Consider the following 26,438-nt stretch of genomic DNA (forward strand, 5'->3'; position numbering starts at 1 on the left):
GAAAACTATGGCAATTCTACAGATTGGTGCAGGCGGCGTTGGCTGGGTAGTTGCACATAAAGCAGCACAAAACAACGACGTTCTGGGTGATATCACAATCGCATCACGTACCGTAGGTAAGTGTGAGAAAATCATCGAATCGATTCAGAAGAAAAACAATCTGAAAGATTCAACTAAGAAATTAGAAGCGCGAGCGGTAAACGCGGACGACGTAGATTCTTTAGTTGCTTTAATTAAAGAAGTACAACCTGACTTAGTGATCAACGCAGGTCCTCCTTGGGTGAACATGTCTATTATGGAAGCATGTTACCAAGCTAAAGTGTCATACCTTGATACATCTGTTGCGGTTGACTTGTGCTCTGAAGGCCAACAAGTACCTCAAGCTTACGATTGGCAGTGGGGTTACCGTGAGAAGTTTGAAGAAGCGGGCATTACAGGTATTCTTGGTGCTGGTTTCGATCCGGGCGTAGTATCGGTGTTTGCCGCATACGCAGTGAAACATCTGTTCGATGAAATCGATACTATCGACGTAATGGATGTAAACGCAGGCGACCACGGCAAGAAGTTCGCAACTAACTTTGATCCAGAAACGAACATGCTTGAGATTCAAGGCGATTCGTTCTACTGGGAAAACGGCGAGTGGAAACAAGTACCTTGTCACTCACGTATGCTTGAGTTTGAATTCCCGAATTGTGGTTCACACAAAGTGTACTCAATGGCGCACGACGAAGTTCGATCTATGCAAGAGTTCATCCCTGCGAAACGCATCGAATTCTGGATGGGCTTTGGTGACCGTTACCTAAACTACTTCAATGTGATGCGCGACATCGGTCTACTCAGCCCAGATCCACTAACGCTTCATGACGGTACGGTTGTTCAACCTTTGCACGTGCTAAAAGCACTACTACCAGATCCAACATCACTCGCGCCAGGCTACACTGGCCTAACGTGTATCGGTACTTGGGTTCAAGGTAAGAAAGATGGTAAAGAGCGCAGTGTATTTATTTACAACAACGCTGATCACGAAGTCGCATACGAAGATGTTGAACACCAAGCTATCTCATACACCACTGGCGTACCAGCGATCACTGCGGCTTTGCAGTTCTTCCGTGGCAAATGGGCAGACAAAGGCGTGTTCAACATGGAGCAGCTAGATCCAGACCCATTCCTAGAAACCATGCCATCTATTGGTCTAGATTGGCATGTTCAAGAACTGGAGCCAGGACAACCTGTTATCCATAAATTGAAGTAAGAATTTAGCGACTCTTATTTGTACGTTTAAGCCGATGCACTTGCGTCGGCTTTGTTCGATTTTATAGTGTCTTTGCTAAGGCGAAGGGACGTAAGGTATCAAAATGCAACAAAACGAACTAAAAACGCCATACTTCATGATCAATGAAGACAAGCTGATTGAGAACCTAGAGAAAGCAAAACAGCTAAAAGACATCTCTGGTGTGAAGCTTGTATTAGCACTGAAGTGCTTCTCAACATGGGGTGTATTCGACATCATCAAGCCTTACCTAGACGGAACAACAAGTTCTGGCCCGTTTGAAGTGAAGCTTGGCTACGAAACGTTCGGTGGTGAGACACACGCATACAGTGTGGGTTACAGCGAAGATGACGTTCGCGATGTGGCGGACATCTGTGACAAGATGATCTTTAACTCTCAGTCACAGCTAGCGGCTTATCGTCATATTGTCGAAGGCAAAGCATCGATTGGCTTGCGCCTAAACCCAGGTGTGAGCTATGCAGGGCAAGACTTAGCAAACCCAGCGCGTCAATTCTCTCGTCTTGGTGTTCAGGCTGATCACATCAAACCGGAAATTTTTGATGGTATTGATGGCGTAATGTTCCACATGAACTGTGAGAACAAAGACGTGGATGCGTTTATCGGCTTACTCGATGCTATTTCAGATCAGTTTGGCGAGTACCTAGATAAGCTGGACTGGGTAAGCATGGGCGGCGGCGTGTTCTTCACATGGCCGGGGTACGATATCGAGAAGTTGGGGTTAGCACTTAAAGCGTTCTCAGAGAAACACGGCGTACAAATGTATTTAGAGCCGGGTGAAGCGATAATTACTAAGACAACTGATCTCGTTGTAACAGTGGTTGATATTGTAGAGAACGTAAAGAAGACGGCGATTGTCGATTCAGCCACAGAAGCTCACCGCTTAGATACGTTGATCTACAATGAGCCAGCGTCAATTCTTGAAGCATCTGAAAATGGTGAACATGAGTATGTGATCGGCTCGTGCTCTTGTTTGGCTGGTGACCAGTTCTGCGTGGCGAACTTCGAACAGCCTCTAGAGATAGGACAGCGTCTGCATATTCTAGATAGTGCCGGTTACACCATGGTGAAACTGAACTGGTTTAACGGTCTACGTATGCCGTCGGTCTACTGTGAACGCTCGAATGGTGACATTCAAAAACTGAATGAATTTGACTACTCTGATTTCAAACGTTCACTGTCTCAGTGGTCAGTGAAATAAAACGTATTGAGTATTAGAACGACAAAGAGCAGCTGAATTGCTGCTCTTTTTATTGGGGAAGCGTTAAAGGTATGCAGTTAGCTTTCTACAATTACACGAGTGTCTTCACTCAGAGATTCTAACTCATTGGCTATGTCTTCAATTTCTAGCTCGCTAGGTAGTTTTATCGCCATTTTAGCGCTGAATAAGCTAGAGCTTACCCCTCCGCCTCCAGCAATGAATACACGCTGACAATCCATATCTAAAATTGAGATACCTTGATTATCGAGAACGTGAGTAATTTCATTCACAATACCCGCTCTATCGTTGGCATCTAAACGAAGTTGGAAGATAGTGTCTTCACGATATGAATGAGGTTCAGAGTCGACGAACCTAACAACAAGAGTCTGACAAGAAGAGAACGCCTGTTTAACGATGTCGGCATTTTCTCTTGGAAGCTCTACTTTGATGACACCTGCAACTTGGTCTTCGATAAAGTTTACTTTGCTGATCAGCCATTTCCCGCCGTTTTCGTGTGTGATTGCAGCGAGCTCTTTAATCGTGGCGGGTGACGCTTGTCCGACAAAATTAACAATAAATACGGTGTTCATAATGTCCCCTCCTGGAATCAAGGTTTGGACGCAGTACGAATAAACGTGCTACTTAAGTTATTGGAATAAATCCTTTTATTTAGTGTAGGTGCTAAGGGCGGGTAATGTTTGATGAAAGTCAATTTTTAACACTAATTCGTGATGCAAATAATTAAAACAATGTTCAGAGCACAAAAAAACAGCCATCGTAAGGCTGCTTTTTACCGAGTATCAACTTAGGATTAGAAGGTTACTTTTAACTCGACACCATAAAATTGACTGTCATAGTTTGCGCCTGCGTCCATGGCGAATTTTGCAACATCTTGGTTTCCAAACCAAGGTGATGAATTGAATTGTAGTTCTGCACTACCGCCCCATGCATCAGTTACCCAATAATGAATATGTCCAACAGGGTTTAAGAAGAAGAGCGAAACATCACCTGCGGTTTCAGAGCCCATAACTTCGCCGCCGTTTGCAATAATGTCTTGCTCAGCCGTTAACATCATTTCACCAACAACAGCACCAAAGAATGGTGTGATAAAAATATCCTGCCAAGATGGTACTTCTGCGAACGCCTCCACGCCATACTCCCAAAAGAACGTCGACATAGTTGCGGAGTACAAAAACGACTGAAATTCATTATAGCCAGCGTGACGTGCTGCCGTGTAGTAAACGCCGCCAAAATATGGGTGCATGATGTAGTTGAGGACATGTTCATCGCGATCCCAAACGGGGCCGTCAGAGACATTATCTTTCCACTTTTGCCCCAACTTACTCATGTCTCGGTCTTCTTCGTCCCATTTGGTGATACTTTCTGGAAGAAAAGTCATCATGCCTACGGTCGCGATACTGAGACCTAGAATGGTGTAGGTTTGACCCATCAGGTAATCCCAGTCTTTATCTTGAGGGATGATGAGATGTTTAGGCTGAAGCCCTGCGTCAAGGTTTAGCGAATCATCATTATTCTGTTCATACATAACACCGCGATTTTGAGCCTCGAAGGTGTACAGAGTCGTCGTTTCGCAGTAACCTGACAAGCAATCAGGTGTGTAAGAAAACTCTGTATGACGGCTTAGGTCATAGTGACTTGCGTGCGCAAGCGCTGACGAAGCCAAGCAAAGGCCTGTTAGAGTCGTCTTGAACATGGATGATTTTGACACAAAGGTCTCCGAGTTAATGGTGTATGTTCGGGCTCGTAATTATCCCTCAAAACATCAATCATTTAAACACTTGACCCTTATTTAGTCCCAACAAACCTCGGCGAGATTTGTCCAAATAAAAAGAAAAATAAGCGCTATAACGAAAATAGGATTGTGCTTACGTTCAGGAGTCAGTTGTGAAAATAGCAATGCTTAGTACTGGTGAGGAAGTCCTCCACGGTGATATTGTTGATACTAATGCGGCATGGTTGTCTAGCCTGTTTTATCAACATGGATTTGGCTTAACAAAGCGCTCAACGGTTGGTGATAGCCTATCGAGTTTGGTTGAAGAGTTTTTAATGCTCAGCTTTAACAACGATGTGGTTATTGTTAATGGTGGTTTAGGCCCTACAACGGATGACATGAGTGCTGCCGCCGCCGCGAGAGCCGCCGATTGTAAACTGGTGCTATTCCAAGAGTGGTTGCAGCATCTAGAAAGTTTGTATGCTCGACGTGGCATCCCTATGCCGGACAGTAATTTAAAGCAAGCAATGCTGCCAGAAACGGCAGAGATATTGGACAACCCGATAGGCACTGCTTGCGGTTTCAAAATGCTGATTAATGATGCCATTTTTTATTTCACACCGGGTGTACCAAGTGAATTTAAGCTCATGGCAGAGACGCAAATTCTTCCCGATCTGAGAAGAGTGTTTCCCGATGTTCAAGGTTCATGTTGTAGTCGAATCTACACGTTTGGTCTATCTGAATCCGGTATTTCAGATAAGCTAGATCAGCTAAAACTTCCTCAAGGCTATGAGCTAGGGTATCGCTCTTACTTGCCTTTTATTGAAGTGAAACTTTTTGGTCCTTCAGATCAGCTTGAACAGCGTTTGAAACTCGTACAGATAATTAATAAACACCTTGAGAGTAATACCGTTAGTATTGATTTACCTATGGTTGAAAATGTCGGCCAGTTGTTGGTCGATAAAGGACTAACAGTGTCGACCTCCGAAAAAAGTAGCGGAGGATACTTAACGTACTGGCTAAACGGTGATGAAAACGCTGAAAAGCAACTAGGGCATGGTTGGATACTACCGAGCCTGACTCAAGCGATGGCCAACAGCGGAGATCCATTAGCAGAAACGTTTGCTCTGGCTGGTGCTACGCGAGAGAAGTGTGGGACGGATTTATCACTCGTTACTGGCCATATTGAAGAGGGGTTTTTTTCCGTCGCTTTATCGACACCGTCAGGCGAGTGGGGAGCGTTATATAAACTCTCGAAAAAGTATCAGCGCAGTGATCAAGTTAAAGTGATCAGCACGGCAGCTCTAGACTTGTTGCGTCGCTACCTAGAACGTAAACCGATGTTTGCGCATTATGCATTTTTAGAGAAAGTTAAAGAGATGCACCTCCCGAGCAGTGCTTTATAACCAAAGCTCTATACAGTAGTCTGAGAGACAAAACACAGAGACAAAAAAGCCAAGGTGATTGCCTTGGCTTTTGCATTTTATACCGTCGAGTCAACGTTATGCGCGCTGCTTTTCTTTCATCGCGTAGTTAACGCCGCTAAGTGACAAATCTGATTTTGCTTTACAGATACAAGGTAATATTTCATCACTTTGTGTGTAAGCCATGGCAAAACCAACATACTCCACTTCACCAGACTCCAATTTGCAGCGACAGGCGCCGCAGTGCCCATCACGGCAGTTGTATTCTGGTAATAGGCCAGCTTGCTCCATTGTTTCCAAAATCGTATTGGAAGGGTTGGATTCAATGCTGATCAGTTTGTTGATTTTGAGTGTTGCCATTACAGCTCGAATCCTTCGAAGTCATCTGCGCGAACTTCATTGTCAATTTGACCCACAAGGTAAGAAGAGATTTCTGCTTCTTGAGGCGCAACTTGAACGTTATCTGAAGACAACCAAGCGTTAATCCATGGAATTGGGTTGGTTGTTGCTTCTGGATACGCTGCTGGTAGACCTACCGCTTGCATACGAATATTTGTGATGTATTCAACGTATTGGCTTAGGATGTCTTTGTTTAGACCGATCATAGAGCCATCTTTGAATAGATACTCTGCCCACTCTTTTTCTTGCTCAGCCGCTTCTTTGAATAGGTCAAAACAGTCCTGTTTTGCCTCTTCTGCGATTTGCATGAAAGTGAAGTCATCTTGACCGTTACGTAGCAGGTTGATCATGTGCTGCGTGCCGTTTAAGTGAAGTGCTTCGTCACGAGCGATCAGCTTGATGATTTTCGCGTTACCTTCCATTAGTTCGCGTTCTGCGAAAGCGAAAGAACATGCGAAACTGACGTAAAAACGAATAGCTTCTAATGCGTTAACAGACATCAAACAGATGTACAGCTTCTTCTTAAGATCGTACAGACTAACCTTAACCGTTTCACCGTTAAGGACATGCTCACCTTCACCGTAGCGATGGTAATCATTCGTCGCTTGAATCAAATCGTCGTAGTAGTGCGCGATGTCTTTTGCACGCTTCAGAATGTGCTCGTTCTCAACGATATCATCAAACACTACAGCAGGATCGTTCACGATGTTACGAATAATGTGTGTGTAAGAACGAGAGTGAATCGTTTCAGAGAAAGACCAAGTCTCAATCCAAGTCTCTAGTTCTGGTAGAGACACAAGCGGCAGCAGTGCCACGTTAGGGCTGCGGCCTTGGATAGAGTCAAGAAGCGTTTGGTACTTCAAGTTAGAGATGAAGATGTGCTTCTCGTGATCTGGCAGTTTGTTGTAATCGATACGGTCGCTAGATACGTCTACTTCTTCTGGACGCCAGAAGAAAGAAAGTTGTTTCTCGATAAGTTTTTCGAAAATCTCAAACTTTTGTTGGTCGTAACGTGCAACGTTTACTGATTGACCTAGGAACATAGGTTCCTTCAATTGGTCATTCTTTTTTTGGTTAAAAGTACTGTAAGCCATAATGCCTCAATTCCTTTTAAACCTCCCCGTAAGGGGGAGGTTATCGATAGTCTGTCTTTACGGGTTCGCTAGGTACGGGAAGATTAAATCTTACAACCGCCGCCAGCACAATCGTCATCTTGTGGTTGAACAGCGTCTTTCTGTTCATCTTTCGCGCCATCACGAGTGTTGTGGTAGTAAAGCGTTTTCACACCAAACTTATACGCTGTTAGCAGGTCTTGAAGTAGTTTCTTCATTGGAACCTTGCCAGTCTCGTAACGTGACGGGTCGTAGTTAGTATTAGCAGAGATAGCTTGGTCAACAAACTTCTGCATAATACCCACAAGGTGTAGATAACCGTCGTTCGAACCGATATTCCAAAGCAGTTCATAGCTGTCTTTAAGTTCTGTGAACTCTGGTACAACTTGCTTCAGGATACCGTCTTTCGAAGCTTTTACTGAAACGTAACCACGTGGTGGCTCAATACCGTTAGTTGCGTTTGAAATCTGAGAAGAAGTCTCAGAAGGCATTAGTGCAGTCAGTGTTGAGTTACGTAGGCCGTGCTCCATAATTTCTTTACGTAGGCTGTCCCAGTCGTAGTGCAGCGCTTCGTCACAAATTAGATCGATATCTTTCTTATACGTATCAATCGGCAGTAAGCCTTTCGCGTAGTTCGTCTCGTCGAATGAAGGACACTTACCTTGCTCTTTCGCCAGTGCTACAGATGCTTTCAATAGGTAGTACTGCATTGCTTCGAACGTACGGTGAGTTAGGCCGTTCGCGCTACCGTCAGAGTATTTCACGCCATTCTTCGCTAAGTAGTAAGCAAAGTTAATCACACCAACACCTAGCGTACGACGGTTCATAGTCGATTTGTATGCCGCTGGTAGAGGGTAATCTTGGTAATCAAGCAGTGCATCTAACGCACGAACAACAAGATCGGATAGCTCTTCGAAATCATCTAGAGACTTGATAGCACCTAAGTTGAATGCAGAAAGCGTACACAGTGCGATCTCGCCTGAGTCATCTTCAACGTTAGTTAATGGTTTCGTTGGCAGTGCGATTTCTAAACATAGGTTCGACTGACGAACTGGAGCGACTTCAGAATCAAATGGGCTGTGAGTATTACAGTGGTCCACGTTCTGGATGTAGATACGACCCGTTGATGCACGCTCTTGCATTAGCAGAGTGAACATTTCAATCGCTTTAACCGTTTCTTTCTTGATTGAAGGATCGTTCTCGTACTTCACGTATAGACGCTCAAACTCTTCTTGGTTTTCGAAGAATGCGTCGTACAGACCAGGTACATCAGATGGTGAGAATAGCGTAATATTGCCGCCTTCAACTAAACGTTGGTACATCAGTTTGTTTAACTGAACACCGTAGTCCATGTGACGAACACGGTTTTCTTCAACACCACGGTTGTTCTTAAGTACCATTAGTGAGCGTGCTTCACCGTGCCACATTGGGTAGAACACAGTAGCTGCGCCACCACGTACACCACCTTGTGAACAACATTTTACTGCTGTTTGGAAGTACTTGTAGAACGGAATACAACCAGTGTGGAATGCTTCACCACCGCGAATCTCTGAGCCTAATGCACGGATACGACCTGCGTTGATACCAATACCAGCGCGCTGAGATACGTAACGAACAATTGAGCTTGCTGTTGCGTTAATAGAATCAAGACTGTCGCCACACTCGATCAGAACACATGAGCTGAACTGGCGAGTAGGGGTACGCACGCCAGACATAATTGGCGTAGGTAGAGAAATCTTAAATGTCGATGTCGCATCGTAGAAACGTTTGATGTAATCAAGACGTGTCGCTTTTGGATATTTCGCAAATAAGCACGCTGCTACAAGGATGTATAAGAACTGAGCACTTTCGTAAATTTGGCCCGTAACACGGTTCTGTACGAAGTACTTACCCTCTAGCTGCTTAACTGCCGCGTATGAGAAATTTAGGTCGCGTTTATGGTCGAGGTACGCATCAAGTTCGTCGAGTTCTGCTTTTGTGTAGTCTTCTAGAATATGTTGATCGTACTTACCCATATCGACGAGGCGAGACACGTGATCATAAAGCGTTGGTGGCTCGTATTGGCCATACGCTTTTTTACGCAGATGGAATACCGCTAGGCGAGCAGCTAGGTATTGGTAATCCGGAGTCTCTTCAGAGATCAGGTCTGCCGCAGACTTGATGATTGTCTCGTGAATATCTGTCGTTGTGATGCCGTCGTAAAACTGGATGTGAGCGCGAAGTTCTACTTGAGAAACCGAAACATTATCTAGACCTTCTGCAGCCCAAGTGATAACGCGGTGGATTTTATCCAGATCGATACTTTCTTTACGGCCATCACGCTTGGTGACGGTAAGTTGTTGGTTCATTCTGCTTTATTTCCCTAAGAAAACTGATAAAAGCCGTATTTTTGTTTGTTTATGTGCAATATGAGTAAAGCTTGCGGCGGCTTTGTGATCAAAGTCTATCTATATATTGTCGCTTAAACACAACATATAGGGGTTCATTTGTTTGCGGGTTACAAGATAGTGCTATTACACTGATTTATCAAGGTACAGATCGGGGATGACTTGTGGATAACTGACAAAATGAAAAAAATCAGTAAGTGAACACTAACCGATGAGAAAAGGGCAGACTTGAATGGTTAAAAGTACGGTTTCGAGATCGGTTTAGAAATAACCGCATGCAAAAATATTTTCCTTGATCTTTGGCCGTTTTTATCTACGAAAAATGGCTTGGTCAAAATGGAATCTAGAGCACGAATTTTAGCCATAAAAAGACAAAAAAAGCGGCAACTTTGTGCTACCGCTTCCGATTCATTTTCTTTAAAAAATGTCAATCACAAAACTCATTTTTTAACTTAATAGCGTTCAGTATTTTTTAGTATGAACGATGTAGTTTACATCTACATTACGACCGAGTTTGTAGCTATCATTTAGAGGGTTGTAATGAAGCCCAGTAATGCCCATTTCCGTCAGGTCAGTTTGGTCTATCATCTTCATCATTTCGGCTGGCTTGATAAACTTATCGTGCTCATGAGTGCCTTCAGGAACAATCTTAAGAAGCTTCTCAGCACCGACAATAGCAAATAAGTACGACTTAATGTTTCGGTTCAAAGTTGAGAAAAACACGTGACCACCGGGTTTGACTAGCGCAGCACAAGAGCGGATAACGGAGAGAGGATCTGGAACGTGTTCAAGCATCTCCATACAAGTCACGACATCGTAAGTTCCTGCGTTTTCTATAGCGTGGTCTTCTATTGTGCTCTGAATGTAGGTCAGTTGAGTGCCTGTTTCTAATGCATGTAGTCGCGCGACTTCTAATGGTTCTTTACCCATATCAAGCCCCGTCACAATAGCGCCTTCTTTTGCCATGCTTTCAGCAAGAATGCCACCACCACAGCCGACATCAAGTGTTCGCTTGCCAAACAAGCCATTTGCTTTTTCAAGTACATAGTTCAAACGAAGTGGGTTAATTTGATGAAGCGGCTTAAACTCGCCTTCTAAATCCCACCATCGAGAAGCCATGTCCTCGAATTTCTTAATTTCACTTGGGTCGACGTTTTGTGCTTTAGTCATAATTGGTTTTATTGCATTCAATCTGAGTCCTTTAGAGGGCGCCAGTATACTCCAACGTTTTACACCCAAACAACCTCGATGTGCTTAGTTAAGGGACAATGACAGAGTTCACTGGCGCGGCAATCGAGACAGGTGCCTGTAATTTGTAAAGCGCTAACTATTGTTTTTGGTTCATCCTTGAACTGGTGCCAGTGATAATAACTCTAAAACCTGCATTTTCGCGTTGTGTAGTTAAAGGAATTTACCTCGCTTTTCCGCGTAAAGGGTCCGATTTTGCTCAATATTGACCAAAATATAACCACTAATCAGAAAGATATGGGATGAGTGTGCAAATTCTCGACATTTGATTCATAACCAAGCTCACAACCTGATAAAAGGAGAGGGAAAGTGATGCCGAAGTGATGAATTGTGTGTTATATTTTTGCACCTTACACGTATCGTAATTACGATCAGATAATAGAGGGATAATGGCTCTATGAGCGATTTAGCTAAAGAGATCACGCCCGTAAACATTGAAGATGAGCTTAGAGGTTCATACCTAGACTATGCGATGTCAGTCATCGTGGGTCGTGCTCTTCCAGATGTGCGTGATGGCCTAAAACCAGTACACCGCCGCGTTTTATTCGCGATGAACGTACTAGGCAACGATTGGAACAAACCATATAAAAAATCAGCCCGTGTTGTCGGCGACGTAATCGGTAAATATCACCCACATGGTGATAGTGCTGTGTACGACACAATCGTACGTATGGCTCAGCCGTTCTCGCTTCGTTACATGCTGGTCGATGGTCAAGGTAACTTTGGCTCGATCGATGGCGACTCTGCTGCGGCAATGCGTTACACCGAAGTTCGAATGGCAAAAATTGCCCATGAACTATTGGCTGACCTAGACAAAGAAACCGTAGACTACGTACCAAACTACGACGGTACTGAGCAGATCCCAGCGGTTCTTCCAACTAAAATTCCAAACCTATTGGTTAACGGTGCTTCTGGTATCGCAGTAGGTATGGCAACCAACATCCCGCCTCATAACCTTGGCGAAGTGATTGATGGCTGTCTTGCATACATCAATAATGAAGAAATCACTATTGATGAACTAATGGATTACATTCCTGGTCCTGATTTCCCAACGGCGGCGCTTATCAGCGGTCGTAAAGGCATTGTAGACGCGTACAAAACAGGTCGTGGCAAAATCTACATGCGTTCGAAAGCGGACATCGAAGTGGAGAAGAATGGTAAAGAGACCATTATCGTCACTGAAATTCCTTACCAGGTAAACAAAGCTCGCTTGATCGAAAAGATCGCTGAGCTAGTTAAAGATAAGAAAGTAGAAGGCATCAGTGCACTGCGCGACGAGTCAGATAAAGACGGTATGCGCATTGTTATTGAGTGTAAGCGCGATGCTGTGGGCGAAGTAGTTCTAAACAACCTTTACGCTCAGACTCAGCTGCAAACCACTTTCGGTATCAACATGGTGGCCCTAAACAATGGCCAGCCACAGCTATTCAACCTAAAAGATATGTTGAAGTGCTTCGTTGATCACCGTCGTGAAGTTGTGACACGTCGTACTATCTTCGAACTGCGTAAAGCGCGTGAACGTGCTCATATCCTTGAAGGTTTAGCTCTAGCGCTTGCTAACATTGATGAAATCATTGAGCTTATCCGTAAGGCACCTACACCGGCTGAAGCAAAAGCGGGTCTTATCGCTCGTGGTTGGGATTTAGGCAACGTTTCAGCAATGCTAGAGCGTGCTGGTACAGATGCTGCGCGCCCTGAATGGCTAGAGCCTGAATATGGTATTCGTGATGGTCAGTACTTCCTGACTGAGCAACAAGCACAAGCTATCCTAGATCTACGTTTACATAAACTAACAGGTCTAGAACACGAGAAGATTCTAGGCGAATACAAAACACTTCTAGAAGAAATCGCTGAACTCATGCATATCCTTGCGAGCACTGAGCGTTTGATGGAAGTTATCCGTGAAGAACTTGAAGCGGTTCGTGACGGCTTTGGTGACGCTCGTCGTACAGAAATCACAGCTGCGAGCCATGATATTGACATGGAAGAGCTGATCGCACGTGAAGACGTTGTAGTTACTCTATCTCACGGTGGTTACGTTAAGTACCAAGTACTGAGCGACTACGAGTCACAGCGCCGTGGTGGTAAAGGTAAGAGTGCGACTAAGATGAAAGATGAAGACCATATCGAGCGTCTTCTAGTGGCGAATACCCACGATAACATCTTGTGTTTCTCTACTCGTGGTAAGACATACCGCCTGAAAGTTTACCAATTGCCTCTAGCGAGCCGTACTGCGCGTGGTAAGCCAATTGTGAACATCCTTCCACTCGAAGAAGGTGAGCGCATTACCGCGATTCTGCGTGTTGATGAATTCTCTGAAGACAAATTCATCTTCATGGCAACAGGTGACGGTACGGTTAAGAAAACGCCGTTGAACCAGTTTGCAAACGTACGTTCAAACGGCCTAATCGCTGTGAACCTACGTGAAGACGATTCGTTAATCGGTGTGGATATCACTAACGGCGAAAACGAAATCATGCTGTTCTCTAAAGCGGGTAAAGTGGTTCGCTTTAAAGAAGCAGAAGAGATTCCAGTACTTGATGAAAATGGTAAACCAGTTCTTGATGAGAATGGTCAGCCAGAGATCAAGTTTAAAGGTGTTCGTCCTATGGGTCGTACCGCCTCTGGTGTTCGTGGTATGAAACTGGCTGAAAATGACCAAGTTGTATCACTTATTGTTCCTTCGCACGAAGGCGATATCCTAACGGTTACAGAAAACGGTTATGGTAAACGTACAGCACTTAGCGAGTACCCGACAAAAGGTCGTGGCACTCAAGGTGTAGTTTCTATCAAAGTTTCTGAGCGAAATGGCCCGGTAGTTGGTGCTATCCAGGTTGTTGAAGGTGATGAAATGATGATGATCACCGACGCTGGCACGTTAGTACGTACTCGTGTGGGTGAAGTTAGCCAGGTTGGTCGTAACACACAAGGTGTAACGCTTATCCGTACTGCGGAAGATGAATCAGTTGTTGGTTTGCAACGTATTGAAGAAGTTGATGATGAAGAGCTGCCTACTGATGAAGATGCAGAAGCGTTAGAGTCAACAGGCGAAAATACGCAGCAAGACGCTTCAGAAGCTCCAGCTGCTGATGATGCAGAGGAAGGTAACGAAGAGTAATCTTACATCGTTATCCTGATATGAAAAGCCGAGCCTTAGTTGCTCGGCTTTTTTGTATCTGTATCAACGCATTTAAAGTAAGAAATGCGTACACTGACGTTATCTTTGTTTATGGGACGTGTTATGTCTGTTTGGTTTTTCGCTGCCATCACTCTGATGGGATTGTTTATCGTACTCTTATCACTGAGTGCATCAAAAGTTAAACCTGCTCAATGGTTTGGCTTTTGCCTGTTAGTACTTGTCGTGACGAGTGCCAGTTTCTTATTGCTGCATCAAACTCCGCCTAAACCAATACAAGCGGAAATGTCACGAATGATGACTGCTCGTGACATCATGAAAGAGATTCAAGACCAGTTGCGTGAAGATCCGAACAACGCTGAATTGTGGTTCCAACTCGGGCAGGGCTACCTGCTAGAGGGGGAATTTGATGGCGCGCTGATTTGTTTTGATTACGCGATCCAGCTGACTGAGCCAGTCAGTGCCACGCAACTTGCCGCAAAAGCGACGACCTTGTACTACATTCACCAGCAATCAATGACGCAAGAAGTTAGCTTGCTTTTGGAGCAAGCTTTGCAGATAGAACCGCACAATGAAGCCGCTTTGTCTTTGATCGCAAATGATCATTTTCTGTCATTCCGATTTCAGGAAGCGATTGATGCCTGGGTACTATTATTAGATTCTAATGATCCAAATTTAGATAGGGTGAAAATCATTAACTCTATTAACAAAGCAAAAGAGCTGTTGTAAGCGTACAATTTAACAAGCAATAGAGGGAAAGGTGGGCAACGAATGAAAAATAAAGCACTAAGCATATTGGTTTTGCTGTGCGGCTCTGTGCTGGCGGGTTGTAGCTCTTCCGATCATTCTGGCTCTTCCTCTACGGTTTATTATTCATCGGGTTACTACGACCCGTGGTGGTACGATCATGACGACTACTGGATTTATTACTATCCGGGCTGTTGCGATAACGACGATGAATACAAAGAGAAACTGGAAGAGTGGTGGAATGGTTTAGATGAAGACCAACAGCAATCCATCAAAGACAAAGTCGAAGATTGGAAAGACGACGATATGTCCGCCAATATCGATAACATGAAACGCCAGCTTGATGATCATTGGCAATCATTGCCTGACGAGCAAAAGCAAGAGATTCGAACCCAATGGGAGAATCGTCCGGAGCATATTGAACCAGCGACTTTACAAGGCAAGGCGGTGAAAGAAAAGGTTCAACAAAGAAAAGCATTACCGGAAACGAAGATCCAGCGTCCAGTTGCTCGTCCAAATGTGCAGATACCTAAAGCACGTCCAAATATTCAACCTAGACCTAGGCTTCCTCGTCGCTAGTACATTCGATTTTTGTCTCTCGATAGAATCAGGATGAAGAGATAAAGATAATAAAGAAAGAAAAGGGGCGTTCAGTACGCCCCTTGTTGTATCTATAAGTTAACCGTTGCCAGTTAGACTAATACGTGGCTTCGCGTTCAGCTGCTGCTTTATCCCACTCTGGCGCTACTGTTTCTAGGAAGTGTTTCTTGTCTGCGTTCATCTTATCCATATCCATGCCTAGTGCTTGTTGCGCTTTCGCTTTGGTCGAGATATCTGGAATTTGAACAGGGTCAGTAATGCCTTTGGTTGCCAGTAAACGAACCAATTTGGTACGGGCGTCAGCAGCGCGGTCAACTGCAGTACCTAGTACTTCAAGTGCTACCTCAGGAGCATGCATGTGAACACCGTGAGAAGCAATCGCGTAGTCCCAACGCCATTGTGCATGGCGAATATCTTGTAGGATAGGTTCCATCTCTGCTTCTGTTGCACCTGCTTTCCACGCTGCGCCTGCTTCAAAGTGTGCCGCTACGATTTGCTTCTCGGCGGTTAGCTTCATGTTCAGTACTTGCGCTTTGCGAGTCGAGACGATGCCTTGTAGCTGCTCTTTAGTTTGGGTATGGCATTGCGCACAGGTGTCTTCAAAACGATCAAATGGGTTACCCACTTTGTGGTCTGTGTAGACTGTACCGTCTTCTTTGGTCACTTTGGGCATGTGGCAGTCCACACACACCACTTTGTTTTTACCATGAATACCCGCTCTCCAAGTTTCGAAACCTGGATGTTGCGCTTTTAGCATCGGCGCTTTAGATACGGCATGCGTCCAATCTTTGAAATTCAACGCGTCGTAGTATTTCTCCATGTCATTAACGGTGGTGCCCATATCCCATGGGAATTTAACCGCTTTAGTTGGGCCGGTGAAGTAGTATTCAACGTGACATTGAGCGCAGACCGATGCTTGCTTATCTAGGCGAGACTGTTCATCAAAGTTTTTACCAATAGTATCAAAAGCACGCTCGACGTATGGGCGAGTCAGTGCTAGCGCAGGTTCGCCTTTCTTGAAGGCTTCAGAGCCTGTGTTGTGGCAATCGGAACAACCGATAGGGTTGACGATTTCTGAGCCTAAGCGTGCCCATTTACCTTCGAAATAACCGTCTTCACCACGTTCATCAATCACGCGAGCAACGTCTGGGCTTTTACAGCTCCAGCACGCCATCGGCATAGGGCCGGATTTTTCATCAGTCGGTGCACCGGTACGTAAGGTTTGGCGAACATCATCAAGTGCGTAAAAGTGACCGCGCGCTTTGTTGTAGTCTTTTGCGAAGCCGTAGCCAGCCCATAAGATCACCATGTTTGGGTCTTCACTTAGGGCATCTTCAATGTGTTCGCTTTCGGATGTTGCTTTCCAAGAATGGTATTGATCAGGGTGGTTCTGTTCAAAGACATCGTTACGAGGATCGATAAAATCCTTCTCTTCTGCCGCTAACGGAGCGTCAACCAAAAATAATTGGCTGGCGAATAAGGTCGCAACCGCAATAGGTGCGCTCATCCAGTGTTTTATGCTCACAGTGTTATCTCCATATTCGTTTTTATTAGCAGCGTTGTGAGGAGCTATTCCAAATAAGAACTGGAGATCTACGATTAATAATATTGCTTAATTGGATAGATGAAATAGTGAGTGAATCTTGTCTTGTTTTAGATCAATTTACACCAGTGATCTCAGTCATGTTTGAATTTATATACCCCTAAAGTGGTAGTTGTTAAGTCATTGTTCTGCAATGCTTTGGGTTTTTAACCTTTTTAAAAATAGGGTGATTTAGTTCGCTTTTTGAGCAGGCGTTTCTACCCCTTATGAATAATAGAGGTATTATAAATATAGGTTTAGCGTTGTGGCTTTCCGAAATAAGAATTGATGTCATTTGAAGATCTAAAAAATATCTTCAGAGGAAATTAATTGTCGCTCAAATAAATAATTGAGAATAGTTATCAATTATTATCGAGCTAAGGAAAGAACAATATGGGCAATATAAAATTGACCATAGAGACAATGCTGAAACTTCTCTTCGTCTTTGCCATCTATGGTTTCTCCATCGCCGCCCATGCGACTTCTTCAGAGCCGATTGAAGGTGCTCAAGCTGAGCGTCATCAAGTCGAGTTGATCCGTGACCGAGACTACAAGTGTCTGCAATGTCATAAGGATGCAAAAGAGACTCTGAATCTATCGCATGATTCGCAAGCGTTATTGAGTCAAGGTAAGCAGCTCAATTGCACTAACTGCCATAGCAACATCGGCCCTGATCACCGTGAAGGCGCGCCTGATGTGATTAAGTTTTCTGCCGCGCAATCGAAAGAGGTACACGACAAAGTGTTCCTTGATCCAAGCATGATTCTTAAAGCCAACAGCCGATGTGTGGATTGCCATGCACCGACACAACTGAGAGAAAGCCACTGGACGCACGATGTGCACGCCAAAAACCTCACTTGTTCAAATTGCCACGATGTACACGCAGCGAAAACCAAAGCGTTGTCGTACGACAGAAAACAACTGATCAAGCAGTGTGTGGATTGTCACTCTGAATTTGCCGTCGAACCTGAGCTTGCCAAAGAAGAGGAGAGATAGCATGAAATGTTCGAGAAGAAACTTTTTAGCCGGCAGCGGCGCGTTGATTTTAACTACAGGCGTTGCAGGCACTTCCGTTGTTAGCTCCTCTCTCTATGCCAGCAACAGTGAACAAGCGAAACGCATGGGTATGGTTCATGATGAAAATGCCTGTATTGGCTGTACCGCTTGTACCGATGCTTGTCGCGAAGTAAATAAAGTCCCTGAAGGCGTAACGCGACTTAAAATTCATCGCAGTGAACCGATTGGCGAATTTCCAGATGTGGAATACCAGTTTACTCGCGAATCCTGTCAGCACTGTGATAACCCACCATGTGTGTACGTTTGTCCAACAGGCGCTGCATACAAAGATGAAGCGACCGGCATCGTGGATGTGCACAAAGAGAAATGTGTCGGATGTGGTTATTGCCTTGCCGCTTGCCCTTACCAAGTGCGCTTCTTTAATCCAGTCGATCACTCTGCGGATAAATGTAACTTCTGCCGTGATACCAACCTAGCGCAAGGTAAGCAGCCAGCTTGCGTGGAATCTTGCCCAACAAAAGCACTCATCTTTGGTGATTTGAATGACCCAACTAGCGAGGTGAGCAAAGCTATCGAAAGCCATGTTGTCTATCGCGATAAATCGCATTTAGGTACGCAACCTAAACTGTACAAAATTCCGCATAGCAAAGGGGAGGTGTCATCATGAACGGCTTCGAAAGTGCATTCCACTTTGACTCGTTAGTCTGGGATTGGATCATCGCGATTTACTTATTCCTTGCTGGGATGTCAGCAGGTGCGGTGATGATTTCTATCTATTTAAAACGCAAAGTGATTGAAGGTGATCCCGCAAACAACGGCATCATGAAAGCGATGGCTTGGCTTGCGCCATTTGGCATCATTGCTGGGTTGGTAATTTTGATTTTCCATTTAACCAAGCCTTTAGAGTTTTGGAAGATCATGATCTACTACAACCCAACGTCTGTGATGTCGATGGGCGTGATCTTGTTCCAAGTGTACATGATCGTGTTGTTTGTTTGGATTGGCGTTATCTTCCGCCATCAAATCATCAGCTTCTGTGAAGGGAAGTTACCAAGCAAACTGCTGGATTTTGCCGATGGCATTTTGATTAAGGCGGGGAAAGCCAACAACGCAATTGAATTGTTCTTGGGCTTCTTAGCCATCGTGCTTGCAGCGTACACTGGCTTTCTATTGTCTGCGTTGAAGACTTACCCAATGCTAAACAATCCAGTACTGCCAATCTTGTTCCTGTTCTCTAGTTTGTCCTCGGGCGCAGCAGCATGCTTGATGTTCGGCATCTTGGTGTTTAAAGAGTCGACCTGCAGCCCAAGTGTGTCTTGGGTGCACGGATTTGAACGCCCAGTAGTGTTGTTTGAGTTGTTTGTCTTAGTGACATTCTTTGCTGGACTGATCTTCAGCGGTGGTCAGAACGAAGTCGCGGCTTGGAATGCTATTTCGAGTGGATTCTGGCCTCAATGGTTCTGGGTTGGCGTAGTGTTCATCGGCATGATAACGCCTTTGACTCTCAATTGGTTAACGCCTTCAGAAGTGCGCCACAAAGGCAGTTACGTTTTTGTGGTCACGACGTTGAGCTTGGTTGGCGTACTTATGCTGCGTACTTTCATTCTCTATGCCGGTCAAATGACCGTAGTGTAAGGGGGATAAATGGAAGCTGAGCTAGGGTTCTTCTTACTGATATTGGTGGCTGTAACATCGACTTGTGCATCGTTGCTGCATTGGCTACGTCGTGCTATGGGTAAGAAGGCGACATTGCCGCATCAAGTCGCGATGTCCCACATCATTAGCTTAGCTTCCATCATTTGTTTAGCACTTCTGATCGTCTGCTTCGTGCAAGACAACTTCGCGTTGGAATATGTTGTTACGCATTCCAACAGTCAACTTCCCGTAGCATTCAAGATTGCTGCCGCTTGGGGCGGGCACCAAGGCTCCATGTTGTTTTGGGTCGTCACCTTGAGTTTATGGGCGTCGTTTATTGCATTTAAGTCACCGCTCAACGCCCAATATACTTGTGACTGTTTAGGAATCATGAACGTTCTTATTGCGACATTTGCTTGGTTCACGTTAATGACCTCTAACCCGTTCGAGTATGCCCAAGTATTGGCGTCGGAAGGACGAGATCTAAACCCAATGTTGCAAGATGTTGGGCTTATCATTCATCCACCATTGCTTTATCTCGGTTATGTCGGTTACGCAGCAATATTAGCTTTTGCATTAGCTGCGCTATTGGGTAAACAACCGATGAGCGATTGGTATGTGGTTGCTCGAAGCGCAGCGTTTTTTGCTTGGGGAACGCTCACGTTGGGTATCTTGGTGGGATCATGGTGGGCGTACAATGAGCTAGGGTGGGGCGGCTGGTGGTTTTGGGACCCTGTGGAGAACGCTTCTCTACTGCCTTGGCTTACTGGTACTGCTTTGTTGCACAGCGGTGTTGTCGCAACACGTAACAGAGGCGCAATTTGGAGCACCTATGCACTGGCGTTTGCTACGTTCAGCCTAAGCATTTTAGGGACATTCGTGGTGCGCTCTGGCGTGCTGACTTCAGTGCACGCTTTTGCGGTGGACCCAACTAAAGGTTTGGTGCTGCTTGGTGTATTGAGCTTGCTTATCATCATCACTTTTGGCGTATTGATTTTGCGAGGAGAACAACTCCCTCGCTTCAAACTTCAATCTCTAGCGAGCCGAGCTTACACTGCTTACATCGCCAAAGGGCTGCTGGTTATTGCGACTGCTATCGTTTTTCTTGGCACTTTTTATCCGATGGTTTATCAACTGCTCGGTTTAGGGAACATTTCAGTTGGCGCACCTTATTTTAATAGTCTGATCTTCCCATTAAGCATACTGGCTCTGATTTCCTTAGCTTTCACGCCGCTGCTGAAATGGACAAAAGGCACAGTGCCGAGTGTAAGCGCTGATATTGCGATCAGTATTGCGTTATCTCTTGTCTCTGGGATCGGGTTTATCTTCTTAGTGCACGCACTGCATTTCGAAGTATTGCTAACCATAACGTTGGCTACTTGGGTGATTGCGGCGCATCTCGTTATGCTGTTTCGTTGTTCCAATAAGCGCAAACTCATGCCAATCGTGATGGCACATATCGGTTTTGCGCTGGCGGTGAGTGGAGCTGTATTCAACAGTCACTACTCATATGAACACAATTTACGTGTCGAACCCGGCAGTTCTCAACAAAGGGCGGGGATCACTATCGATTATCATGGTATCGAATGGCTGGTGGGGCCAAACTACACCGCTGAACAAGGACAGATCACCTTGCACTTGGAAGATGGCCGCATGCTCAATTTCAACCCGCAAAAGCGTCATTACCCTGTGCGAGTGATGAATATGACCGAGCCTGCGATTCGTTCACTATGGCATGGCGATTATTACGTGACATTGGGTGACAAAGTCGACACTCATGCTTATGCGATTAAAGTTCAGTACCGCGCAGGCATTTGGTGGATATGGTCTGGCGGGCTATTAGCTGTGTTTGGTGCGCTATTAACAGGCCTAAAGAAAAGGAGAGAGGCTATCAATGCGATCGAGAAATACGCTTAAACTCGCAGGTCTCGTTGTGGCTGTTGCCGTGTTTGCTGTAGTTACTGCGGTGGCCTTGTCTGAGCGACCACATGTCGAATTGTCCCCACAACGAAATTTAGAGACACCTAATTTTCGCTCTACTTCTCTGATCTCTGATGACATAGTTTCTGAGCAATTGTTCAAAAGCGACGGATATAAATTATTGAATGTTTGGGCATCTTGGTGCGGGGTATGCAAGCGAGAGCATGAAGAGTTATTGCAGTTAGCAGAACTCGGTGTGCCTATTATTGGGCTGAATTATAGAGATCAAAAACAAGCTGCCCGTGAATATTTGAGCTCTAAACGAAACCCATATATTGAAGTAATTAGTGACCCTAATGGAAAGCTCGCTGTGGAGCTAGGTGTTATAGGAACGCCGGAAACTTACTTGATTGATCAAAATGGTCGTATATTGATCAAATATCGTGGAGAGCTAACGGCAGATAAATGGAACGATATATTTTCAGGATACTTGAATGTTTCGATTTAATAATCTTCTCCTCACTTTAATCCTATTTATACTATTTTCTCCTTTCACGAGAAGTGCGGATTTAGAACAGAATGTTGATCTGTTTGATTTTCATTCTGTTGAAGTGCAACAGCGTGCAACCTCGCTAGCCAAGACATTACGCTGCCCGCAGTGTCAAAACCAAAACCTTGTCGAGTCTAATGCACAAGCGGCTAAAGACCTGAGGTTGAAAGTGTATACGATGGCCAATGAAGGCAGCTCAGATCAAGAAATAAAGGACTATCTAGTTGCTCGTTATGGGAATATTGTTCTGTACCAACCACCATTAAATTATTCCACGGCGCTGTTGTGGATCTTTCCTGTGCTATTTTTGATCTTTTTTGTCTTATATTCGATCCGAATGGTGAAGCGTAATTAATGTGACCGTTATTCCACTATTAAAAATAAATTGTGCACTTAACAAGCAGAATGTTATCATTTTTCCGAATTTATGAAGTTTCCAGTATAAAGAAAATAAAAATTTTGAGCTGGATAAGTAATAAAAGAACGAAATAGGTGCACGCAGTGGATTCAGTTATATTACAACTTAAAAAAGACTTCTATTCGCAGATTCGTGCATTGCAATCACCGAACCTGCCTCAAGTTACTTCAACGCTCGCCGTGTTGACCGACGAGGAAATCCAAGAACTCGAAGCAGTTTGGATTGAACTCGCCGTTTGGAAGCGCAGTCAGACCCATTAAAAGATAGACCAAACGACCTTCTTGAAACCCCAGACAAAATTTGTCTGGGGTTTTTTATTGTAGTTTTTTTAAATTGTTATAATATAACAATTGTTCAGTTGGAGAGTGTTTCTCTTTTGCTGTCTTGAGTGGATAACTGCCCTCAATTGTGATCTCTATATTGCAAAATGCGGTATCAGTCCCCATAGTTGAAGAGCAACGAGTAAATCCCATGAATGCAATAACGAAAACGCATCAAGCGCATCAAGCAATAAATCGAGTGAGTATAGATATGGCGGAAGTACGTGCCAGAGTAGATTTTAAAGTCGGGGCAAAAAGTAACATTGATGCCGAAATTCTGTCTTTCCATGGTCTGAAGACAGACAAAGAGCATGTTGCTATTATCTTTAAACAAGCGGACCAAACTCAGGACATGCCTTTAGTTCGTATGCACTCTGAGTGTTTGACAGGCGATGTGTTCCACTCTTCACGCTGTGACTGTGGTGAGCAACTAGAAGAGACGATCAATCGCATGGGCGAGTCCGGTGGTATCATCTTGTATCTCCGTCAGGAAGGTCGTGGTATTGGCTTGTACAATAAGATCGATGCATACCGCTTACAAAGCCAGGGCATGAACACGTACGAAGCTAACAACCATTTGGGCTTTGATGATGACCTGCGTGATTTCACAGAAGCAGCACAAATGCTAGAAGCTTTAGGCGTGAATAAGATCCGCCTCGTGACGAACAACCCTAAGAAAATCCGTGAGTTATCTGAGTACGGAATTGAAATTGGCGAGGTTGTCAATACCTCTGCACATATCAAAGATGGCAACGAAAATTATCTGAAGGCAAAAGTCTCTCACGGAAAACATGACCTAAAGGTTTAATCCTAAAGATAAAACTGACAATAAAGTCTGTGAAAAACCTCATTTTTATGAGGTTTTTTTGTATCTGGAGTTGCAAATAAATTGTAAATTTGTATTATCTCGAGACTAAAGTGCAAATAAGAATAATTAGCACTACCAATACGATAATTGAAAAGCTCAACAAGGATGCTTCAGATGAATGCAAAAAAAGTTTTAGTCCAATCTATTGCTGCATCACTCCTCATTGCCAGTGGTTCTACCGTTGCTGCCACAGTAACTAAACAACAAGTAGTCGAACATTACGCGGACGTTGCCCATGCTGTATTTGCTGATTCAGTAACAACAGCGAAAGCGCTTGATGTGAAAATCGACGAATTTCTACAATCACCATCAGCGAAAAAGCTTGAAGAAGTAAAACAAGCTTGGCTAGATTCTCGCGTGCCTTACCAACAGTCTGAAGTTTTCCGTTTTGGTAACGCGATTGTTGATGATTGGGAAGGTCAGCTGAACGCATGGCCACTTGATGAAGGTTTGATTGACTACGTAGCGGCTGATTACCAATACGAATTGGGTAACGAGGGCGCTGCTGCCAACATCATCGCGAACACAAGTCTGCAGATTGGTGCTTCTAAACTGGACGTTTCAAAAATCACTCCAGAATTGCTAGCGGATCTAAACGAAGTAGGCGGTTCTGAGGCAAACGTTGCATCAGGTTACCACGCGATTGAATTCTTGCTTTGGGGTCAAGACCTAAACGGCACTAACGCGGGTGCAGGTCAACGTGCTTACACTGATTTCGTCGTTGGCTCTGAGTGTACGAATGGTCATTGTGATCGTCGTGGTGAGTACCTAAAAGCGGCCGCTGATCTACTGGTTCAAGACCTAGAGTGGATGGAAAAGCAGTGGTCTGCAGAAGTGAAAGGCAACTACCGTGAAGAGCTATTGAACGAATCTGCTGACAATGGTCTTCGTAAGATGCTATTCGGCATGGGTTCTCTTTCTCTAGGTGAGCTAGCGGGTGAGCGCATGAAGGTGGCACTAGAGGCAAACTCGACTGAAGACGAACACGATTGTTTCTCAGACAACACGCACAACTCTCACTACTACAATGAGCAAGGCATCTACAACGTTTACACAGGTACATACAAAGGTGTAAACGGCAAAGAGCTATCTGGTCCAAGTATCGCTGACCTTGTTGCTCAAAAAGACAAGAAAGCCGCGACCGAAATTCAAAAGCAGTTTGATACAACACGTAGCCAAGTTGGTGAGCTAGTGACTTCTGCAGAGAAGAACAACCAGCACTTTGACCAACTTATTGCAGCGGGTAACGCACAGGGCAACGCGCTAGTAAACGACACCATCATGTCGTTGGTAGCACAAACCGGTGCGATTGAGCGCGCGGCAAGCATTGTCGGCATCGATAGCCTAAGCCCTGATACTGCTGACCACGAGTTTTAATAAGAAAACCATAATAAATAAGGGCTCTTTGTGAGCCCTTTTGCCGTTTGAGCTCGTTGTTATCACCCTTGTTGTCTATGTAGAGCAATGATATGAAGCCATACCTAATTTCTGCGCTAGCCGCGATCCTTTCTTCTTCTGCCATGGCTTACGATGTTAAGTCTGGTGGCAAAACCAGTGTTAAAAAAGACGGCGCGAATGCCTATTCTCTTCCTGCTGCTAACTTGCCAATGAGCAAACGCCTCGACTTTAGCGTAGGTAACAGCTTTTTCCGTAACCCTTGGGTACAAGCGCCAGCGTCAACGGACGCTCGTGATGGCTTAGGCCCGCTTTTTAACACCAATGGTTGTCAGAATTGTCACATCAAAGACGGTCGTGGTCATCCGCCAGAGAAAGATGATTTACATGCCGTGTCTATGTTAGTGCGCTTAAGCATTCCTGCGATGACGCCAGAACAAAAGAAAGCTTACATCAAAGATGGCGGCATACCTGAGCCGACTTATGGTGGCCAGCTTCAAGATTTCGCTCTGCAAGATCAAACGCCAGAAGGCAAAATCGAAATCACTTACACCGATGTCCCAGTGAAATTTAAAGACGGTACGACGGTGACGCTAAGAAAACCTCATTTGAACATTACCGATCTGGGTTACGGCGATATGCACCCAGATACCGAGTTCTCAGCACGCGTGGCACCACCAATGATCGGCCTTGGTTTGTTGGAGAGTATTCCCGACGAAACGCTACTTGCTTGGGCTGATGAACAAGATGCCGACAAAGACGGTATCTCAGGCAAAGTCAATAAGGTGTGGGATATTGAAAAGGACGACTTCTCGATTGGTCGTTTTGGCTGGAAAGCAGGACAACCGACGCTAATGCAGCAAAATGCAGCAGCATTTAATAGTGATGTGGGTCTTACGAGCCATTTATTCCCAAATGAAAACTGTACCTCGAAACAAAGCATTTGTGACGACATGCCAAATGGCGGCAAACCTGAAGTGAGTGAAAATATTCTCGACTTCGTAGAGTTTTACAGCCAACACTTAGCCGTACCTATTCGCCGTAACATCAATGAGCCTAGCGTGAAACTTGGTCAGCAAATCTTTGCTGCGTCTGGTTGTGAAAGCTGCCATAAAACCAGTGTTAAAACGGCGAAGCGACCAGAGTTACCAGCGCTTTCTGAGCAGCTTATCCATCCATACACCGACATGCTTCTGCACGACATGGGTGAAGGCTTAGCCGATAACCGTCCGGAATACTTAGCAAACGGCCGTGAATGGCGAACGGCACCGTTGTGGGGTATTGGTTATACCGAAGAAGTAAACGGACACACGTACTTTCTACATGATGGCCGCGCTCGTAACCTGATGGAAGCGGTGTTGTGGCACGGCGGCGAAGCTGAAACGGCGAAACAAAATGTTTTAGCTCTGAACAAAAAAGAACGTGATGCTCTCATTGCGTTTCTGAACTCTCTATAAGG

General features: G+C 44.8%; 23 protein-coding genes. 16 read left to right on the forward strand and 7 right to left on the reverse strand.

Annotated features, from left to right (window positions below):
• Positions 1 to 7 precede the first annotated feature (7 nt).
• Together R7E00_RS16055 and nspC are read left to right on the forward strand one after the other, a co-directional pair.
• Entirely contained in the window at positions 8 to 1,252 is a 1,245-nt protein-coding gene (locus R7E00_RS16055; RefSeq protein WP_012841628.1) for a carboxynorspermidine synthase, read from the forward strand.
• A 103-nt stretch (positions 1,253 to 1,355) separates the two neighbouring features.
• The gene (gene nspC, locus R7E00_RS16060; protein WP_025767273.1) at positions 1,356 to 2,489 is read left to right on the forward strand and encodes a carboxynorspermidine decarboxylase; all 1,134 of its coding nucleotides are present in this window, start codon (positions 1,356 to 1,358) and stop codon (positions 2,487 to 2,489) included.
• A 77-nt stretch (positions 2,490 to 2,566) separates the two neighbouring features.
• Here the strand turns inward: nspC and R7E00_RS16065 are convergent, their stop codons facing one another.
• Both R7E00_RS16065 and R7E00_RS16070 read right to left on the reverse strand, forming a co-directional pair.
• Complete coding sequence (locus tag R7E00_RS16065) at positions 2,567 to 3,079, reverse strand: glycine cleavage system protein R (RefSeq protein WP_005376814.1); 513 nt, start codon at positions 3,077 to 3,079, stop codon at positions 2,567 to 2,569.
• Positions 3,080 to 3,300: 221 nt separating this feature from the next.
• Entirely contained in the window at positions 3,301 to 4,203 is a 903-nt protein-coding gene (locus tag R7E00_RS16070) for a DUF3943 domain-containing protein (protein ID WP_005376815.1), read from the reverse strand.
• A gap of 191 nt (positions 4,204 to 4,394) precedes the next feature.
• On the opposite strand from R7E00_RS16070, the gene R7E00_RS16075 reads away from it, so the two are divergent.
• Entirely contained in the window at positions 4,395 to 5,627 is a 1,233-nt protein-coding gene (locus R7E00_RS16075; RefSeq protein WP_151514966.1) for a CinA family nicotinamide mononucleotide deamidase-related protein, read from the forward strand.
• Between the two features lie 96 nt (positions 5,628 to 5,723).
• Here R7E00_RS16075 and yfaE read toward each other — a convergent pair whose 3' ends face one another.
• From yfaE to ubiG, 4 genes are all read right to left on the reverse strand, one after another.
• Entirely contained in the window at positions 5,724 to 6,005 is a 282-nt protein-coding gene (yfaE, locus tag R7E00_RS16080; RefSeq protein ID WP_005376817.1) for a class I ribonucleotide reductase maintenance protein YfaE, read from the reverse strand.
• Positions 6,005 to 7,138: a class Ia ribonucleoside-diphosphate reductase subunit beta gene (gene nrdB, locus R7E00_RS16085; RefSeq protein WP_005376818.1), complete on the reverse strand. Its 1,134-nt coding sequence runs from the start codon at positions 7,136 to 7,138 to the stop codon at positions 6,005 to 6,007. Before nrdB ends, yfaE begins: the two co-directional genes overlap by 1 nt.
• Before the next feature lie 83 nt (positions 7,139 to 7,221).
• A complete protein-coding gene (nrdA, locus tag R7E00_RS16090; RefSeq protein WP_005376819.1) occupies positions 7,222 to 9,504 on the reverse strand; it encodes a class 1a ribonucleoside-diphosphate reductase subunit alpha in 2,283 nt (760 codons plus the stop codon).
• 501 nt (positions 9,505 to 10,005) lie between these two features.
• On the reverse strand, positions 10,006 to 10,713 hold the full coding sequence (gene ubiG, locus R7E00_RS16095; protein WP_017636129.1) for a bifunctional 2-polyprenyl-6-hydroxyphenol methylase/3-demethylubiquinol 3-O-methyltransferase UbiG: 708 nt from the start codon (positions 10,711 to 10,713) through the stop codon (positions 10,006 to 10,008).
• Between the two features lie 475 nt (positions 10,714 to 11,188).
• Between ubiG and gyrA the strand changes: the two genes are divergently transcribed.
• From gyrA to R7E00_RS16110, 3 genes are all read left to right on the forward strand, one after another.
• Positions 11,189 to 13,909: a DNA topoisomerase (ATP-hydrolyzing) subunit A gene (gene gyrA / locus R7E00_RS16100; RefSeq protein ID WP_042522797.1), complete on the forward strand. Its 2,721-nt coding sequence runs from the start codon at positions 11,189 to 11,191 to the stop codon at positions 13,907 to 13,909.
• A gap of 123 nt (positions 13,910 to 14,032) precedes the next feature.
• Positions 14,033 to 14,656 carry a tetratricopeptide repeat protein gene (locus R7E00_RS16105; protein WP_042522844.1) on the forward strand — a complete coding sequence of 208 codons (624 nt, stop codon included), beginning with the start codon at positions 14,033 to 14,035 and terminating at the stop codon, positions 14,654 to 14,656.
• A 42-nt stretch (positions 14,657 to 14,698) separates the two neighbouring features.
• A complete protein-coding gene (locus tag R7E00_RS16110) occupies positions 14,699 to 15,253 on the forward strand; it encodes a hypothetical protein (RefSeq protein WP_005376825.1) in 555 nt (184 codons plus the stop codon).
• Between the two features lie 118 nt (positions 15,254 to 15,371).
• On the opposite strand, the gene nrfA is transcribed toward R7E00_RS16110, so the two are convergent.
• Positions 15,372 to 16,799 (reverse strand): ammonia-forming nitrite reductase cytochrome c552 subunit, encoded by a 1,428-nt coding sequence (nrfA, locus tag R7E00_RS16115; protein WP_025998734.1) that lies wholly within the window; start codon positions 16,797 to 16,799, stop codon positions 15,372 to 15,374.
• A gap of 450 nt (positions 16,800 to 17,249) precedes the next feature.
• Between nrfA and nrfB the strand changes: the two genes are divergently transcribed.
• The 10 genes from nrfB (at position 17,250) to R7E00_RS16165 (ending at position 26,436) form a co-directional block, all read left to right on the forward strand.
• Complete coding sequence (gene nrfB, locus R7E00_RS16120; RefSeq protein ID WP_025767278.1) at positions 17,250 to 17,852, forward strand: cytochrome c nitrite reductase pentaheme subunit; 603 nt, start codon at positions 17,250 to 17,252, stop codon at positions 17,850 to 17,852.
• 1 nt (position 17,853) lies between these two features.
• A complete protein-coding gene (gene nrfC / locus R7E00_RS16125) occupies positions 17,854 to 18,540 on the forward strand; it encodes a cytochrome c nitrite reductase Fe-S protein (protein ID WP_017636123.1) in 687 nt (228 codons plus the stop codon).
• Positions 18,537 to 19,508, forward strand: coding sequence for a cytochrome c nitrite reductase subunit NrfD (gene nrfD / locus R7E00_RS16130; protein ID WP_258481851.1), 972 nt, complete (start codon positions 18,537 to 18,539; stop codon positions 19,506 to 19,508). The genes nrfC and nrfD overlap by 4 nt, the downstream gene beginning before the upstream one ends.
• A 9-nt stretch (positions 19,509 to 19,517) precedes the next feature.
• The gene (locus R7E00_RS16135; RefSeq protein WP_104975450.1) at positions 19,518 to 21,425 is read left to right on the forward strand and encodes a heme lyase CcmF/NrfE family subunit; all 1,908 of its coding nucleotides are present in this window, start codon (positions 19,518 to 19,520) and stop codon (positions 21,423 to 21,425) included.
• Positions 21,403 to 21,936 (forward strand): DsbE family thiol:disulfide interchange protein, encoded by a 534-nt coding sequence (locus R7E00_RS16140; protein WP_054577026.1) that lies wholly within the window; start codon positions 21,403 to 21,405, stop codon positions 21,934 to 21,936. Before R7E00_RS16135 ends, R7E00_RS16140 begins: the two co-directional genes overlap by 23 nt.
• Positions 21,923 to 22,333 (forward strand): heme lyase NrfEFG subunit NrfF, encoded by a 411-nt coding sequence (gene nrfF / locus R7E00_RS16145; protein WP_085569796.1) that lies wholly within the window; start codon positions 21,923 to 21,925, stop codon positions 22,331 to 22,333. Before R7E00_RS16140 ends, nrfF begins: the two co-directional genes overlap by 14 nt.
• Positions 22,334 to 22,479: 146 nt before the next feature.
• On the forward strand, positions 22,480 to 22,656 hold the full coding sequence (locus R7E00_RS16150) for a hypothetical protein (RefSeq protein ID WP_020480909.1): 177 nt from the start codon (positions 22,480 to 22,482) through the stop codon (positions 22,654 to 22,656).
• Between the two features lie 271 nt (positions 22,657 to 22,927).
• Positions 22,928 to 23,524, forward strand: a complete 597-nt coding sequence (locus R7E00_RS16155) for a GTP cyclohydrolase II (RefSeq protein ID WP_025767283.1) — start codon at positions 22,928 to 22,930, stop codon at positions 23,522 to 23,524.
• Positions 23,525 to 23,698: 174 nt separating this feature from the next.
• A complete protein-coding gene (locus R7E00_RS16160) occupies positions 23,699 to 24,961 on the forward strand; it encodes an imelysin family protein (RefSeq protein WP_053304295.1) in 1,263 nt (420 codons plus the stop codon).
• Positions 24,962 to 25,053: 92 nt separating this feature from the next.
• Positions 25,054 to 26,436 carry a di-heme oxidoredictase family protein gene (locus R7E00_RS16165; RefSeq protein ID WP_262606223.1) on the forward strand — a complete coding sequence of 461 codons (1,383 nt, stop codon included), beginning with the start codon at positions 25,054 to 25,056 and terminating at the stop codon, positions 26,434 to 26,436.
• The last annotated feature ends 2 nt before the right edge of the window (positions 26,437 to 26,438 follow it).

The organism is Vibrio sp. Vb1755, assembly GCF_033338635.1.
GTDB classification, from domain to species: Bacteria; Pseudomonadota; Gammaproteobacteria; order Enterobacterales; family Vibrionaceae; genus Vibrio; species Vibrio alginolyticus.

Coding starts and splice junctions, on each gene's coding strand:
- yfaE (WP_005376817.1), bottom strand. CDS start 6,005: ATGGCAACACTCAAAATCAACAAACTGATCAGCATTGAATCCAACCCT.
- R7E00_RS16155 (WP_025767283.1), top strand. CDS start 22,928: ATGGCGGAAGTACGTGCCAGAGTAGATTTTAAAGTCGGGGCAAAAAGT.
- gyrA (WP_042522797.1), top strand. CDS start 11,189: ATGAGCGATTTAGCTAAAGAGATCACGCCCGTAAACATTGAAGATGAG.
- R7E00_RS16065 (WP_005376814.1), bottom strand. CDS start 3,079: ATGAACACCGTATTTATTGTTAATTTTGTCGGACAAGCGTCACCCGCC.
- R7E00_RS16055 (WP_012841628.1), top strand. CDS start 8: ATGGCAATTCTACAGATTGGTGCAGGCGGCGTTGGCTGGGTAGTTGCA.
- nrdA (WP_005376819.1), bottom strand. CDS start 9,504: ATGAACCAACAACTTACCGTCACCAAGCGTGATGGCCGTAAAGAAAGT.
- nrfF (WP_085569796.1), top strand. CDS start 21,923: ATGTTTCGATTTAATAATCTTCTCCTCACTTTAATCCTATTTATACTA.
- R7E00_RS16160 (WP_053304295.1), top strand. CDS start 23,699: ATGAATGCAAAAAAAGTTTTAGTCCAATCTATTGCTGCATCACTCCTC.
- R7E00_RS16135 (WP_104975450.1), top strand. CDS start 19,518: ATGGAAGCTGAGCTAGGGTTCTTCTTACTGATATTGGTGGCTGTAACA.
- R7E00_RS16070 (WP_005376815.1), bottom strand. CDS start 4,203: ATGTTCAAGACGACTCTAACAGGCCTTTGCTTGGCTTCGTCAGCGCTT.
- R7E00_RS16140 (WP_054577026.1), top strand. CDS start 21,403: ATGCGATCGAGAAATACGCTTAAACTCGCAGGTCTCGTTGTGGCTGTT.
- nrfB (WP_025767278.1), top strand. CDS start 17,250: ATGGGCAATATAAAATTGACCATAGAGACAATGCTGAAACTTCTCTTC.
- nrfC (WP_017636123.1), top strand. CDS start 17,854: ATGAAATGTTCGAGAAGAAACTTTTTAGCCGGCAGCGGCGCGTTGATT.
- nspC (WP_025767273.1), top strand. CDS start 1,356: ATGCAACAAAACGAACTAAAAACGCCATACTTCATGATCAATGAAGAC.
- nrdB (WP_005376818.1), bottom strand. CDS start 7,138: ATGGCTTACAGTACTTTTAACCAAAAAAAGAATGACCAATTGAAGGAA.
- nrfD (WP_258481851.1), top strand. CDS start 18,537: ATGAACGGCTTCGAAAGTGCATTCCACTTTGACTCGTTAGTCTGGGAT.
- R7E00_RS16110 (WP_005376825.1), top strand. CDS start 14,699: ATGAAAAATAAAGCACTAAGCATATTGGTTTTGCTGTGCGGCTCTGTG.
- R7E00_RS16105 (WP_042522844.1), top strand. CDS start 14,033: ATGTCTGTTTGGTTTTTCGCTGCCATCACTCTGATGGGATTGTTTATC.
- R7E00_RS16165 (WP_262606223.1), top strand. CDS start 25,054: ATGAAGCCATACCTAATTTCTGCGCTAGCCGCGATCCTTTCTTCTTCT.
- ubiG (WP_017636129.1), bottom strand. CDS start 10,713: ATGACTAAAGCACAAAACGTCGACCCAAGTGAAATTAAGAAATTCGAG.